11 protein-coding genes are annotated in these 14,660 nt (G+C 32.8%); 6 read left to right on the forward strand and 5 right to left on the reverse strand.

The features are described 5' to 3' along the window. Positions 1–39: 39 nt before the first annotated feature. From CLOST_RS09930 to proC, 5 genes are all read right to left on the reverse strand, one after another. Positions 40–3,138, reverse strand: a complete 3,099-nt coding sequence (locus CLOST_RS09930; RefSeq protein WP_013362180.1) for an HsdR family type I site-specific deoxyribonuclease — start codon at positions 3,136–3,138, stop codon at positions 40–42. Positions 3,139–3,140: 2 nt separating this feature from the next. Beyond that, positions 3,141–4,340, reverse strand: a complete 1,200-nt coding sequence (locus CLOST_RS09935; protein WP_231853130.1) for a restriction endonuclease subunit S — start codon at positions 4,338–4,340, stop codon at positions 3,141–3,143. Between the two features lie 14 nt (positions 4,341–4,354). Next, the gene (locus CLOST_RS09940) at positions 4,355–5,902 is read right to left on the reverse strand and encodes a type I restriction-modification system subunit M (protein ID WP_013362182.1); all 1,548 of its coding nucleotides are present in this window, start codon (positions 5,900–5,902) and stop codon (positions 4,355–4,357) included. Between the two features lie 367 nt (positions 5,903–6,269). Then, positions 6,270–6,656 carry a DUF302 domain-containing protein gene (locus tag CLOST_RS09945; protein ID WP_013362183.1) on the reverse strand — a complete coding sequence of 129 codons (387 nt, stop codon included), beginning with the start codon at positions 6,654–6,656 and terminating at the stop codon, positions 6,270–6,272. A 164-nt stretch (positions 6,657–6,820) separates the two neighbouring features. After that, the gene (gene proC, locus CLOST_RS09950) at positions 6,821–7,621 is read right to left on the reverse strand and encodes a pyrroline-5-carboxylate reductase (protein ID WP_013362184.1); all 801 of its coding nucleotides are present in this window, start codon (positions 7,619–7,621) and stop codon (positions 6,821–6,823) included. 256 nt (positions 7,622–7,877) lie between these two features. Between proC and CLOST_RS09955 the strand changes: the two genes are divergently transcribed. The 6 genes from CLOST_RS09955 to CLOST_RS09980 all read left to right on the forward strand — a co-directional run bounded on the left by CLOST_RS09955 (position 7,878) and on the right by CLOST_RS09980 (position 14,638). Continuing rightward, positions 7,878–9,611 carry an EAL domain-containing protein gene (locus CLOST_RS09955; RefSeq protein ID WP_013362185.1) on the forward strand — a complete coding sequence of 578 codons (1,734 nt, stop codon included), beginning with the start codon at positions 7,878–7,880 and terminating at the stop codon, positions 9,609–9,611. 15 nt (positions 9,612–9,626) lie between these two features. Further along, positions 9,627–10,124 carry a GNAT family N-acetyltransferase gene (locus CLOST_RS09960; protein WP_013362186.1) on the forward strand — a complete coding sequence of 166 codons (498 nt, stop codon included), beginning with the start codon at positions 9,627–9,629 and terminating at the stop codon, positions 10,122–10,124. 377 nt (positions 10,125–10,501) lie between these two features. Further along, the gene (locus tag CLOST_RS09965) at positions 10,502–12,421 is read left to right on the forward strand and encodes an OPT/YSL family transporter (RefSeq protein WP_013362187.1); all 1,920 of its coding nucleotides are present in this window, start codon (positions 10,502–10,504) and stop codon (positions 12,419–12,421) included. Further along, positions 12,408–12,758: a PqqD family peptide modification chaperone gene (locus CLOST_RS09970; RefSeq protein WP_013362188.1), complete on the forward strand. Its 351-nt coding sequence runs from the start codon at positions 12,408–12,410 to the stop codon at positions 12,756–12,758. The genes CLOST_RS09965 and CLOST_RS09970 overlap by 14 nt, the downstream gene beginning before the upstream one ends. 155 nt (positions 12,759–12,913) lie before the next feature. Beyond that, positions 12,914–13,546, forward strand: coding sequence for a cyclase family protein (locus tag CLOST_RS09975; protein WP_013362189.1), 633 nt, complete (start codon positions 12,914–12,916; stop codon positions 13,544–13,546). 102 nt (positions 13,547–13,648) lie between these two features. Further along, entirely contained in the window at positions 13,649–14,638 is a 990-nt protein-coding gene (locus tag CLOST_RS09980) for a D-cysteine desulfhydrase family protein (RefSeq protein ID WP_013362190.1), read from the forward strand. Positions 14,639–14,660 lie beyond the last annotated feature (22 nt).

A 14,660-nucleotide genomic window follows, 5' to 3' on the forward strand; every position in this document is an offset into this window, starting at 1 on the left:
GATGTTGATATGAACATCTAGCTTATTCCATAAAATAAATTATAGCTTCCCCCCCACCCCTTTAAACTTCTCCACAAAAGCAGCTATCTTTTGAAATACGCTCTGCTTTTTTGTTAGATATTCAGGGTTAAGAGGACTCATTTTAGGTAGGATTTCATTTAGCTCTGTTCCATTTTCACTTGCGTATTCTCTTTTTAATGAGCTTAATATATATCTTCTAGCCGCATCCTCATTGAGCTTCTCTGAGATTATCAATTCTTCTGCTTCACGCTGTTGCTCTGCCTGGGCAAATGTAAAGAATTCATCTATGATGCTAGCCTTATCCTTGATTTTGTCTAGGTCTGTTTGATTTATAAAGTCAACTACTAGGCTTTCTTTCGCACGGTTTCCCACACTAGAACGAATGAGTCTACGCACATCCTCAACTAGGGCTTCCTTATCCTTTGATTTCTTGTTGTGCTCAAATATAAGCTCTAGAATATAATCCAAATTGATTTCTTGGGATTTAAGTAGGTCTACTTCAAACACCACATCATCCCAATCAATAGTAGATTCTTCTATTTTCGCTCCAGCTTTTTGCATTCTTAGCCAGTCACGTATATCATTGTAGGTAGAACGGTAATCTTGGATGGTTCTTTCGCTTGGAACTTCTATTTCTTTCATAGTCTGTATTTCTTCATCGCTTAAATAATAAGTAGCTTTAAATTGTTCTACTTGCTCTTCATCAGCAATATCAAGCTGCTGTATAGCTTTTAAAGCTGTGAATTCATCGTAGTTTTGCAGGATGTTTTCAACTCTTAGGTATTCTCCAAATAGCTTAGCAAAATCTTTTTTATCCTTTTCCGTAACTATATTATCTATATCTGGGAATCTCTCACTTAATTCCTTTACTACATCTACATATCCTCTACGAGCATCTCCAGTTGCTACATCAGTAAAGCCCTGCATATATTCCGTATAGCTTTTTTCTAGAACTACATTTTTGGTATTTTTATCTCCAAATAAAGTAATAGCATCTATAGTTGCTTTTTCTAAATCTCTAAATGTGATGATATTGCCAAAGGTTTTGGTCGAATCATATATACGGTTGGTCCTAGAATATGCTTGGATAAGTCCATGATACCTAAGATTTTTGTCCACAAATAAAGTATTTAAAGTAGGAGCATCAAATCCTGTCAGAAACATCCCCACAACAATTAGTAAATCAATTTCTTTTTCCTTTACTCTTTTGGCTAAATCTCTATAGTAATTTTGAAACTCACTACTTTCTACGCTGTAGTTTGTTTTGAACATAGCATTATAATCCTTTATTGCTAAGCCTAGGAACTCTTTTGCACTAGAATCCATAGCAGAAGGCTCAAATGTCTCATCTAGTATCTCACCTATAGCGTTTTGCTCCTCATTTGCCGCAAACGAAAATATAGTAGCAATCCTAAGAGGTTTCTCACTGCCCTTTTGAAGATTACTTAGGGCTTCATAATATAGCTTTGCCGCATCTACGCTACTAACTGCAAACATAGCATTAAACCCTTTTCCATTTGCATTTAATCTATGAGTTTTTGTCTTAAAATTATTAAGGATATATTGAGATATTTCTTTAATTCTCTCAGGATGAAGGAGAGCTTCTTTATTTTCCGCAGCCGATAGCTTCTTTTCATCTTGCTCAGTCTCTATATTTTTAAACTTTGGACGCACATCATTGTAATCAACTTTGAATTTAAGTACCTTTTCATCCCTTATGGCATCAGTTATTACATAAGAATGTAGCTCCCTGCCAAATACAGTTGCTGTAGTTTCAGAGCCTAGAGCATTTTCTGGAAATATAGGGGTACCAGTAAAGCCAAATTGATAGAACTTTTTAAACTTCTTATTTATATTTTTTTGGGCCTCACCAAATTGTGAGCGGTGGGCTTCATCAAAAATAAACACCACCTGCTTATCATATATAGCTAGGTCTGTTTCACTTTTCATTAGATTGTTTAGCTTTTGAATAGTAGTAACTATAATCTTGTTATCATCTTTTTCTATGTTTCGCTTTAGCCCAATTGTGTTTTCTGAGCCATTGACACTATCAGGAGAAAAACGCTGATATTCCTTCATAGTCTGATAGTCTAAATCCTTTCTATCTACTACAAAAAACACCTTGTCAATAAAGCTCAGCTCAGTAGCTAGTCTAGCCGCTTTAAAACTTGTAAGAGTCTTACCCGAGCCTGTAGTATGCCAAATATACCCACCACTTTCAGTAGTTCTCCACTTCTTGGCTTGATATGAGCTTTCTATCTTCCATAATATTCTCTCAGTAGCAGCTATCTGATATGGACGCATAATAAGGAGAATATCACTAGTATCAAACACTGAGTATTTGAGTAATACACTTAGCAAAGTATTCTTCTGAAAAAAAGTAGCAGTAAAATCCTTTAAATCCTTAATAAGAGTATTATCTGATTTTGCCCAGTTCATAGTAAAATCAAAGCTGTTCTTATCACGCCTAGTAGTATTAGCAAAATATCTGCTATCAGTACCATTAGAAATCACAAAAATCTGCACATACTTATATAGAGAGTTCTCAGAGTTAAAGCTCTCTTTACTATATCTATGAACTTGATTAAAAGCTTCTCGTATAGCTATCCCTCTTTTTTTCAGCTCTACTTGTACTAGAGGTAGACCATTTACCAAGATAGTCACATCATATCTATTGGCATGAGAGCCTTTTTGCTCAAACTGAGAAATGACCTGCACTTTATTTCTTGCAATATTCTTTTTATCTACTAGATAGATGTTTTGAATATGCCCATCATCAAACACAAAATCAAATATATAGTTATCGTGAATCTTACGAGTCTTGTCAATATGATTATCACTAGGCTTGTCTAAATACTGCTCACAAAATCTGACCCACTCAGCATCAGTAAACTTAACTTTATTAAGCTCTTCTAGCTGAATACGCACATTAGATAACATCTTCTGGGTAGTATTCATTCCCTGTACATATTCATAGCCTTGATTTTCTAAATCAGTGATAAATTCCCTCTCTAGATTGTATTCACTCTGATAGGCTTCATTTACCTGTGGACACTTAATGTATTTATCTAGAACTATGAATTTCTTTGATTCTGCAATAGTTTTATACTCTGCCATGACTAGACCTCCTGTTTTGGAAAGCTAAGAAGCATATTTCTATAGTACTCGTATTGTTTTTGACGAAGCTCTATCTCACGAGGTAGACCCTCTGTGATTGATGAAGTTAAGGCATCGAATTTATCTAGGATGGATACTATGCGTTCTTGTTCTGCTAGGGGTGGTATTGGAATTTTGAATTTTTTAAAACTATTCATATCCACACCCGCAAAATTCCCTACTGTTATATTATTTTTGCACCAATCATCTAATAAAAAAACATAATGGTAAAGAAATTTAATTACGAATTTGTTAATATAATCATCTTTTAAACTGAGATTTGTAAATCTTTGGTTAGACAAATATGGTACTGTAATTAAAGCATGCTCGCCTATAGTTGCAGATGTGGATATAATGATAGAATTAGCAGGAAATATTTTTCCCCCTTTTACAGCACTTTTATTTACATATTGAATTGACTTACTAAGAATTCTACCGTTTTCTCTAATATCCTCCATTCTAAACCATGGAATAGTACCATTCGTCCAATACTCATTATTTGCTTTTGAAGGAGTATACCCATTTTTAAGATTAAAGATTTCTCCTAGCTCCTTCCACTCAATTTCCCCTTCTTCAAAACTAAGTAGCTTATCCCTGTAATAAGTATATTGCTTTTTACGAGCTGTAAGCTCTGCTGTAAGCTCTGCTGTAAGCTCTGTAAAGGTATCTAAAATGCGGACGATTTCCTCTTGCACTTTTAGAGGGGGAATAGGGATTATATAGTTTTTTACAATTTGTGCATTAATATTAGTTTGAGAGCCCGTTCCGAGTGATTTTATATGTTCATATTTGCTTGATATGTAATGAAAAACATACCTATAGTCAGCTATTTTCTCATCCAGTTGAATATTAGCACAAGCTTGGTTTGTAGACAAAGGTATTTTATTGATACCTACTTTACCAACTGTTGCTCCATACATTGCAATAATTACACAATTTGCTGGAATTAATTTTGCACTGGAATTTTTTAGACCTACATCTGTAATTTTTATCTCTGTATCCCATATTTCACCAAAATCAACTTCTTGAGTACGTAACCAAGGAATATTTCCATTATAATATTCAGAAACCCCAGTTCTTGGAGTTCCCCCTGATGAAATTTTTAAAGCTATTTCATCTAGTGTTTTCCACTCAACCTCAACCCCATCAAGTAATTTATCCATAAAATTTGACTGTATCATACCTCTATCACCTCGATTATTTCATCAATCTCAGTTCTAAGCTTATCTATTTTTGCTACAGTAGTCTTTATTTCTTTATTTAGCTCATTTATATCTATTACTTCTCTTGTGTCTTTTGCCTCTACGTATGAGCTTATTGAAAGGTTATAATCATTACTTACTATAGCTTCATAATCAATGCATTTTGCAACATGAGGGATATCTTCTTTAGTGTCAAATATCGTCATTATTTCTTCTATATGTTTTTCTGTTAGGACGTTGTTATTGGTTTCTTTTTTGTAAAAATCTGCTCCACTTGCATCTATAAATTGGGTTTTGTTATCTGTTTTATGTTTTGATAGGACTAGAATATTGACAGCTATAGAAGTTCCAAAGAAAAGATTTGGAGCTAGTGATGTTACTGTCTCTACAAAGTTGTTGTCTATTAGATATTTTCTGATTTTTTGTTCTGCTCCACCACGATAGAAGATTCCAGGGAAGCATACTATAGCTGCTCTACCTTTACTTGATAGGTAGCTCAGTGAGTGAAGTACAAAGGCAAAGTCTGCTTTTGATTTTGGAGCTAGTACTCCTGCAGGTGCAAATCTATCATCATTTATAAGGGTAGGGTCATCACTACCTATCCAGTTTACTGAATATGGTGGATTAGATACTATTGCATCAAAAGGCTTATCATCTCCATAATGAGGGTCTAGTAAAGTGTTTCCAAGTGCTATATGAAATTTATCGTAATTTATGTTATGTAGAAACATATTCATACGAGCAAGGTTATATGTAGTATGATTTATTTCTTGACCGTAAAATCCATCTTCTATTATATGCTCATCAAATTGCTTCTTTGCTTGTAACAAGAGTGACCCAGAACCAGCCGCTGGATCATAAATTTTGTTGATTGAGGATTGACCATGAATTGCTAATTTTGCGATAAGGTTAGATACGCTCTGAGGAGTAAAAAATTCTCCTCCAGATTTTCCAGCGTTGGCAGCGTAGTTTGATATTAAGAATTCATAGGCATCCCCGAAAAGGTCTATGTGGTTATCTTCAAATTCACCAAATTTAAGCCCTGCAACTCCTTTTATAACTGCGGCTAGGCGAGAATTTTTATCTTTTACTGTGTTACCTAGTCTATTGCTAGTAGTGTCAAAATCTGCAAATAGTCCTTTGATATCTAGCTCAGATGGATATCCATTTGCTGAGCTTTCTATAGCTGAAAATATAGCTGCTAGGTCTGTGTTTAGACTTTCATTTGTGTTGGCAGTTTTTGCAATATTTTCAAATAGCTGGCTAGGATATATAAAGTAGCCTTTTGTTTTGATTGCATCGTCTTTGATTTCGCTAGTTATGATATCATCAGGAAGCTCTGCGTAGTTTATGCTTTCATCTCCTGCTTCTATGTATTTAGAAAAGTTTTCACTTATAAATCTATAAAATAATGTTCCTAGGACATATTGTTTGAAATCCCATCCGTCTACAGAACCTCTTACATCATTTGCTATTTTCCATATTTGTGATTGTAATTCCGCTCTTTGAGCTGCACTTGTCATGTTTATTCCTCCAGTTAGTTTACTTAATTGTTTGGGGATATTTTTATATATACTATTTCTATTTTATCGCTTTGATATTGGTTTAGCAATGATAGAGACATTTTAAATACTCCAATGTATACAATATTTTCTAGGGTTTGTTTGAGGTAAAAATTATTTAACCATTTATATCGAACAGTAAAGCTATTTTTCGCAGTTGTTTTCGTTATATCGAAATCTATTTTATTGCATAGAATAAAGCTTTCTTTAACAACTTATTACTTCAATACATCCCTACACCCTTTGTTTGAATTTCTATCACTTCTCCCACTATTCTATCACTAACATCGATAGAATAGAATAAGCCCTGCATTTGCAAGGCTTAGAATTACAGTGAAGCTTCTATTGAATTTTTAAGAGATTCTTCAACTTTTTTAGCAACTTCTTTTAAGTCACTACCTTCGAACAATCCAATAAGAACCTCTGGACTTGTCATTCCTATATAAGTTTTATCGTCTTCTCTTCTAACTACCATCTTACATGGAAGCACATAACCTATGTGGATGTTTTCCTCTAGCACTTCTTTGGCTTGCTTTGGGTTACATACCTCTAATACCACAAAATCATTTTTGAATTCTAGACCTTTTTCTTGTAATTTATCTTTGAAATTAAGCTGCCATAGTATACCAAAACCACTTTCCTTTAAATTACTCTCTAAAGAACTGATTGCCTCAGTTAGACTTTTATTTGTACTTTTTTCATAAACTAAACCCACGTTCATTCCTCCTTTAAACTTCAATCAAATTATTATTCACACTTAAGACTAAGTTAAGAAAATTTATATATCTGAAATTTTTTTAGATTATTATATAAGGAATACCCAAGGTCTTAAAGTATAAACTAAGTCTAAACAAGTTTATTTCAATATATTCTTACACTCTACATCTCCTTGGATTTTTGAGCGCATTTTCTCATTGCCTCTATTACAGCCGAGCGCATCCCTCTTTCTTCTAGCACTGCTACTGCTTCTATAGTAGTGCCTCCAGGCGAGCATACCATGTCTTTAAGTTCTCCAGGATGGCTCTTAGATTCTAGTACCATTTTTGCACTTCCAAGCACTGCTTGAGCTGCAAATCTATATGCCTGAGCTCTAGGCATCCCTTGAATCACTGCGGCATCTGCCATGGCTTCTATAAACATGAATACATAGGCTGGAGATGAGCCTGATACTGCAACTACAGCATCAAACAATTTTTCTTCTATTATTTCTACTGCTCCAAAGCTTTCAATTAGCTTAACAAGTAGCTCTAGCTCTTCTGAAGCTATGTTAGAATTGGGGCAAATAGCTGTCATCCCTTCGCTTACCATAGATGGAGTGTTTGGCATAGTTCTAAGAATTTTAGCATATGCTCCTAGATGAGCCTCTAGAAACTCCATAGTCTTTCCTGGTGCTATTGAAACAAATATCTTATCCTTTGTTACGCTGTCTTTGATTTCCTTCATAACCATTTCATAAAGGTTTGGCTTTACAGCCAAGAACACGATGTCGCATTTTTCTGCTACTTCTATGTTGTTAGCTGCAATAGTAATGCCATATTCCTTGTTCATTTTTTCAAGTATATTTTTTGAGCGATTGCTTACTATTATTTGATTTGACTCTATTAGCTTTGATTTGACTAAAGCTGATATCATTGCCTGAGCCATATTTCCGCATCCTATAAATCCAATTTTTTTATCCATTAATTCTTCCCTCCAAAATATTTTATTCTCAATCATGACAATTATCTTTGAATTACTTCATAATTATAATATCATTTATTCAAATAGTTTTATCTTAAATATAATCTAAAGTTCATAAAATTTATATATAAAAATAATGAATATATAACATTTTATTAGATATGGTATAATTATATAGTTATAGAATAATATTTATTTTTATAGCCAATATGGTAAATTTTTTTTATTTTTATTCATTTAATAAAAGGAGTCGATAATGAAATTCAAGTTTCAAATGGAAGAAGTTAGAAAAAATCCGCAAATCTACTTTAATCACAACATAGGTGTTTTTTTGAACAGCCCAGAAACTTTAGCAACTATAGATTATCTGTGTCTTTTATTTTCTGCAACATCCTTTGAATATAAAGAACATTATGAAAAAATTAATCAAGTTCTTTCAAAAACTGACTGGTCAAAAGAAGATCCAATCCTACACTATTTTTATTTAACCATAAGTGGTGTCAAAATGAGAAGCATTTATAATGCTCCTGAAGCATTTAATTTTTTTATTGAATCATATAATTTAGCGCTCATTATTAATGATTATGAGTTAATTGCTAGATCGTTAATATATATAGCTTCTGCTTATAATCAGCTTAATCAGTACGAAAATTCTTTAGAATATGCAGAAAAAGCAGTCCACCTTATTTCACGACTATCAAATACATTAATTATTTGTGATATATATATGACTTTAGGAACTGTATTACTTAAACTAAATCGCTATGATGAAAGCTATAAATTTTATAAGATTGCAGAAGAATATTATAACGGTGTTACTGATAAAGAAAAATATTTTAATTACATGATTCTGCTTATGAATATAAGTGAAGTATGTCAATGTTTAAATTTAGATAAATCTTCAACTAGTTATTCTGCATTTACTCTTGAATTAATTGAAAAAAATGATTTTGCATTATATCTTCAAAATTCTGCTCTTTTAATAAATGAATTTTATAAAAAAAATAATCAACCAGATAAAGCCAACCAAATATTAGCATACTATTATAAAGTTTTCACTGATGAAATATGTCAAAAAAATAATACAATAAACTCAAAAAATGCAGTTAAAGATTTTTTTAATCTAGATTCAATGCATAAACTACAAGCTCTTAATGACCAATTAAATTCACAAGTTGCTTTGCTAAATGATATTGTCTTACTCAATAGACCCATTAGTACTAATTTAAATGATAAACTTCAGGAGATAATTGAAGCAATTCCAAACAATGAATTTGTACCATTTTACCAAGCAAAATGGTCTATAAAAAATCAAAGTATTTTAGGTGCAGAAATGCTTATTCGTTGGAAGAAATCAAACGGAACTATAATTTCTCCAAGCGAATTTATTGATATTATTGAGAATAAAAGTATAATGATAGAAATAAGCGAGATGCTAATAGGACAAGCTATCAAGGATTTATCCTCGATTATTAAATATTTCCCTGACTTTAAATTGAGTATTAATGTATCTCCTTATCAACTACTAAATCAAGACCTTCCAAAATTATTGGAATCACTATGTTTGATTTACAATGTTCCAAATAGTTCTATAGAAATCGAAATCGTAGAAAGAACAATTATTGATGATAATGATACAGCACTTGAAAAATTAAATCGTCTCAAGGATAAAGGTTTTATTATTGTTTTAGATGATTTTGGGGCTGGTTATTCATCCTTATCTCTTCTTAACGATTTTCCAATAGATATCGTAAAAATTGATAGAAGTCTAGTAAATAACATAGATAAGAATTCAAAAGCAAAGGTACTTTTTAGTAGTTTAGTTTCTATATTAAATGATCTAAGTATTCGCACTGTCGCAGAAGGTATAGAAACTTATGAGCAGCTTAAAATAATCCAAAAAACTTTATGTGATGAAGGACAGGGCTTTCTCATACATAAACCTTGCTGTGCAAGTGATTTTCGCTTAACTCTAAATAAAATTTTATAATATAAGGAGATTCTAATGAGTAAAATACCAGTTTTATTAAATGCTTCAAATAATCATATGCAAGAAATTCTAAAATTAAATCAAGATTTAGTACATTTTCTTTCAGATTTGGATATGGCTTCACTTACAGAGCTTGGTAATATGGCTGAGATGTTCAAAGTGGTAGAAGTAGATGGAAAGGTTGCTGCTTTTTTAATTGCAGTAAGAGAAAACAAGCCTTATGCTAGTGTAAATTACAAATGGTTCTTAGATAATTACGATAAATTCTTATATGTGGACAGAGTGGTGGTATCAGAGGATTATCAGCACATGGGAATAGGAAGACTTATTTATAACGAAGTTTTTAACCATGCAAACTCTACTGGTGTTGATAGAATAACTGCTGAAATCGATATTAAACCACCGAACCCAGTGTCATTAAAATTCCATGAAGCTTTTGGATTTAAAGAAGTAGGAAAACAGATGGTCGCAGGTGGAAAAAAAGAAGTGTCACTTCAGTCAGTACAATTATAGTTTTTTAATTCAATAAGTTATTTAAAATAGCTCTTATTTTATGTAGGAGCTATTTTTTTATTGTCTGTATAAAAAACTCAAGCTTTATATACACGCTTAGATTTTTGTGATGAATACACTCTTATTACTAAATTTTACTTATCATTTAATATTAACCCATATTTTATTCATTAATATTCAGTAAATGTTTTTTACATAAAATACAACTTATACGCGATTTGCAAACGTTTTTTCTCAATTCTGATTATCGTAATTATTGCAATATTGCTAATTGTTTTACTTTTTATTTTATATAAAAAATTAACATTATATATGTAAAGTATATGATATAATGTGTTTTGCATTAATAATTATAAACTTTTTAAGGAGGTAGACTTATGGATCATAAGTTATCAAAAGATGCATATGGTGGCGTAGCTGGAAAAGATTACGTTCCATATATTTCTACTGGTTCTAAATCAGGCGGAAATACAGTTGTTTTAATTATCGGTATTATTCTTGCTGTTATCTTTGCAGCATCTACTGCATACTCAGGTATGAAATCTGGTCTTACAGTTGCTGCTGGTATTCCAGGATCAATTATAGGTTCTGCATTTATAGCTGCTTTTGCTAAGCAAAAGGGTATCCTTGGCAAAAACCTTGTTCAAGGTATGGCAAGTGGTGGAGAGTCTGTAGCTAGTGGTATTATTTTCGTATTACCAGCTGTATTATTAATTGGTTCTCAAATTTCATTCCTAGAAGGTTTTCTTGTAGGAGTTGGTGGAGTACTATTTGGAATAGGTATTGCATCTCTAGTATACAACTACTTAATAGTTGAAGAGCACGGAATGCTTATGTACCCAGAGTCAATGGCTATTTCTGAGACACTTGTTGCTTCAGAAGGTGCTGGAGATTCTATGAAGTTCATGGGAATCGGTTTTGGTATCGGTGGTGCTATAACTGTTGTAACTAGTTCTTTCTTAAATGTTACAAATAACGTTATCAGCTATGTTAATGAAAGCTTTTACAAGTGGAGACTTCAGCTTGAAGTAAACCCTCTTTTATTAGGAATCGGATTTATAGTAGGTCTTGAAGTTGCTCTTACTATGTTTGCTGGTTCACTTCTTTCAAACTTCGGTATTCTTCCTCTTATCGGTTATTTCTCTGAGCTAGGAAAAGAAGGCGCTGTAGTTTGGAATAACCCTGATGTTTCTATTAACGCTATGGGAGTTGGCGATATAGCTGGTAGCTATGTAAAATACATCGGAGCTGGTATGATGCTTTCTGGTGGACTTATCGGGGCTATAAAGCTTATCCCTACAATTATTTCTTCAATCAAAGAAACTTTAAATGCTAAAACTTCTGGAAACAGCGGATCTAAAATCGGTACTATGATTTTACTTGGCGGACTTGTAGTAGGTTTTCTAGCTGGATTTGTTGTTTCTGGTGGAAATATTATGATGGCTATCACAGCTTCTATTTTATCATTATTCTTATCACTACTATTTGTTATCGTTGCTGGACGTTTAACTGGAACAATCGGAACATCAAATCTTCCAGTTTCAGGTATGACTATAGCATCTATAGTTTTAGTAACTTTACTGTTTGTTGCTATGGGCTGGACTAATCCAGAGCACAACAAAGCTCTATTACTATTTGGTACATTTATAGTTACAGCTATAGCTATGGCTGGAGGATACTCTCAGTCACAAAAGGTTACTTTTATAGTTGGTGGAGATAAATCAGAAATGGATAAATACTTTGCTATTTCTGGTATAGTTGGTGTTGCAGTTGTTGTTGGTACTATTATGCTACTATCTAGCCAATTGGCTATGACAGGAGCTAACGTTCCATTTGCACTTCCACAAGCTAACTTAATGTCTACACTTACAGCAGGTATCATGTCTGGAGAGCTTCCATGGGTAATGATTATCGTTGGATCAGTTATGGGAGTTGTTTTATTCCTTCTTAACCTTCCAGTTATGACAGTAGCTATAGGATTCTATCTTCCTATCGCAACTACTTCTATCATTTTAGTTGGAGCATTAGTTAGAGTATTTATCGAAAGAACTTCTAAATCAGATGTAGAAAAAGATACAAAGGTTTCTAACGGAATCAGTTTATCATCTGGATTAGTTGCTGGTGGATCAATTATCGGATTAATCGGTATTATATTGCAAGTAGCTGGTGTTATTAAAGGTGCCGGTCCAAGCGGATTTGCTGCATCAAACGGCATGGCATTTATAATATTAGCTGGTCTTATAGTTGCTACTATTATTCCTATCATGAATAGTAAGGTAAAAAATGTACAAAAATAATGACGATGTTTTAAATATAGTTTATAAAATTAATGAGAACCTTACCTATGATGTAGACAACAAAGGCGTAGTGACGATTTTAGAAAAGCAAAATCATAAGGTTCAAAATTTCTTTAGAAAACTAAAGTTTAAAATACCTGAATATAAAAAAATAGCTTTTGATGAGTATGCAAGTTTTGTGTTCCTTCAAATAGATGGAATAAAAACTGTTAAAGAAATAGGAGAAGCTCTTGAACTTAAATTCGGTGACAAAGCTCATCCAGTATATGAAAGACTGCTTTTATTTCTAAATCATATAGAAGTCAATAGCCGTTATATTACTAAATTTGAAAATTAGTTTATATTAATTTTCTGTATAAAATGTATATTAAGATACTCCTTTTGTATTATAAGCAAGATAAATAAGCTTATTTCAAGAGGAGTATTTTTTTATGGGCTTTTTTTATTTATTTTTACATGATAGACTAAAAAAAAGAACAGGCGGTGGATACTATGAAAATATTCGATTTAACTCATATGATTAAAGAACAAATGCCAGTTTATCCAGGAACCGAGCCCCCATCACTTAAAAATACTAATACTATAGAGGTAGATGGGTTTGCTGAAAAGCTGTTTAGTATGTATTCTCACACAGGGACTCATATAGATGCTCCTAAGCACATGGTAGAAGAAGGGCTAGGACTTGATGATTTTGATATATCAAAATTTGTAGGAAAAGCTATTCTAATTGATGTAACAGAGGTATCAGATAACATTACTCTCCCAGATTTGATTGATTATGAAAGATTTATAGAAAGCTGTGATTTCGTAATTTTTTATACAGGCTGGAGCAAGTACTGGGGTTCAGAGCAGTATTTTGACAACTTTCCAGTTTTAGAGCACGATGCGGCAAAATGGCTCTCTAACTTCAAGCTTAAAGGAATAGGTATTGACGCTATCTCTATAGATGCTGTAGATACTGTAGATTTTGACAATCATTATGTATTTCTTAACCAAAATTTCATAATTATAGAGAATCTAACTAATTTGAGTGAAATTCCAGAAAAGCAATTTACATTTAGTGCTCTACCACTTAAGACCTTTGATGCTGATGGTTCTCCAACAAGAGCTATAGCAATGCTGTAATAATAAGAAATACGCCAATTATAACAATAAAGCTGTCCCAAAATATTCTGTATTCACAATGAATCCAAAATAAAGAAATCAATTTAAGGAGGCTTCATAAATATGAAGATGCCAAGAAAGCTAACTATTGCTAATCTACCAACAAATATCGAACATTTAAAAAGATTATCATCAGAGCTTGGAAATGTAGCTATCTATCTTAAGCGTGATGACCAAACTGGAACTGAGGTGTCTGGAAATAAAATCAGAAAGCTGGAATTTGCTATAGCTGAAGCTATTGATAACGGTTATGATACTCTTATCACCTGTGGAGCTGTCCAGTCAAACCATGCCAGAGCTACTGCTGCAGCCGCCGCAAAGATTGGTTTAAAATGTCACCTGATTTTAAGAGGAAGTAGTGAAGATGTCTTTGAAGGAAATTACTTTTTAGATGGATTATTTGGAGCAAGTATTGATATTGTGGATAGCGAAGAATTTAAGAATATAGATAAACTACTAAAAGCAAAGCAAGATGAGCTAGAGTCTAAAGGAAGAAAAGGCTACGTGCTCCCTATTGGAGCATCAAATGGTATCGGTGGTTTTGGATATTTTTATGCCATGAATGAAATTCTAGAGCAAGAAAAAACTCTAGGTATCCACTTTGATGCTATAGTTACAACTGTGGGTTCTGCTGGTACTTTTGCAGGACTTCTCTATGCCAACACCCTCGTAAAAAATGATGCTGTAGTCTATGGTATAAATATCTCAGCTGACAGAGAGTATTTCGCTGGTGAAACTAAAAAAATCATAGCTGAGATGAATGAGTATACTGGAGAGAATATCAGCCTTTCTTACGATGAAATTTCTATTATTGATGGATATGCCGGAAGAGGTTATGGACTTAGTACTAAAGAGGAAATAGATTTTATAAAATACATAGCTAGCTTAGAAGGTGTAGCTCTTGACCCTGTGTATACTGGCAAAGCATTTTATGGTCTATATAATGAAATTAAGAAAGGAAATTTATCTAATCATAAAAATATACTCTTTATTCATACTGGTGGAATTTTCGGCTGGAAAGCTGAGCAAAGAGATATTATAAAGAATTTCTAATAAAACCCTAGATTACTCATAG

Origin of the sequence: Acetoanaerobium sticklandii, assembly GCF_000196455.1 — a bacterium.
Lineage (GTDB): Bacteria > Bacillota > Clostridia > Peptostreptococcales > Filifactoraceae > Acetoanaerobium > Acetoanaerobium sticklandii.

What these genes read in the sequence shown, in the direction of transcription:
- CLOST_RS09930 (WP_013362180.1), bottom strand. Translation starts at nt 3,138, where the DNA reads ATGGCAGAGTATAAAACTATTGCAGAATCAAAGAAATTCATAGTTCTA.
- CLOST_RS09955 (WP_013362185.1), top strand. Translation starts at nt 7,878, where the DNA reads ATGAAATTCAAGTTTCAAATGGAAGAAGTTAGAAAAAATCCGCAAATC.
- proC (WP_013362184.1), bottom strand. Translation starts at nt 7,621, where the DNA reads ATGGATAAAAAAATTGGATTTATAGGATGCGGAAATATGGCTCAGGCA.
- CLOST_RS09935 (WP_231853130.1), bottom strand. Translation starts at nt 4,340, where the DNA reads ATGGATAAATTACTTGATGGGGTTGAGGTTGAGTGGAAAACACTAGAT.
- CLOST_RS09960 (WP_013362186.1), top strand. Translation starts at nt 9,627, where the DNA reads ATGAGTAAAATACCAGTTTTATTAAATGCTTCAAATAATCATATGCAA.
- CLOST_RS09975 (WP_013362189.1), top strand. Translation starts at nt 12,914, where the DNA reads ATGAAAATATTCGATTTAACTCATATGATTAAAGAACAAATGCCAGTT.
- CLOST_RS09970 (WP_013362188.1), top strand. Translation starts at nt 12,408, where the DNA reads ATGTACAAAAATAATGACGATGTTTTAAATATAGTTTATAAAATTAAT.
- CLOST_RS09965 (WP_013362187.1), top strand. Translation starts at nt 10,502, where the DNA reads ATGGATCATAAGTTATCAAAAGATGCATATGGTGGCGTAGCTGGAAAA.
- CLOST_RS09980 (WP_013362190.1), top strand. Translation starts at nt 13,649, where the DNA reads ATGAAGATGCCAAGAAAGCTAACTATTGCTAATCTACCAACAAATATC.
- CLOST_RS09940 (WP_013362182.1), bottom strand. Translation starts at nt 5,902, where the DNA reads ATGACAAGTGCAGCTCAAAGAGCGGAATTACAATCACAAATATGGAAA.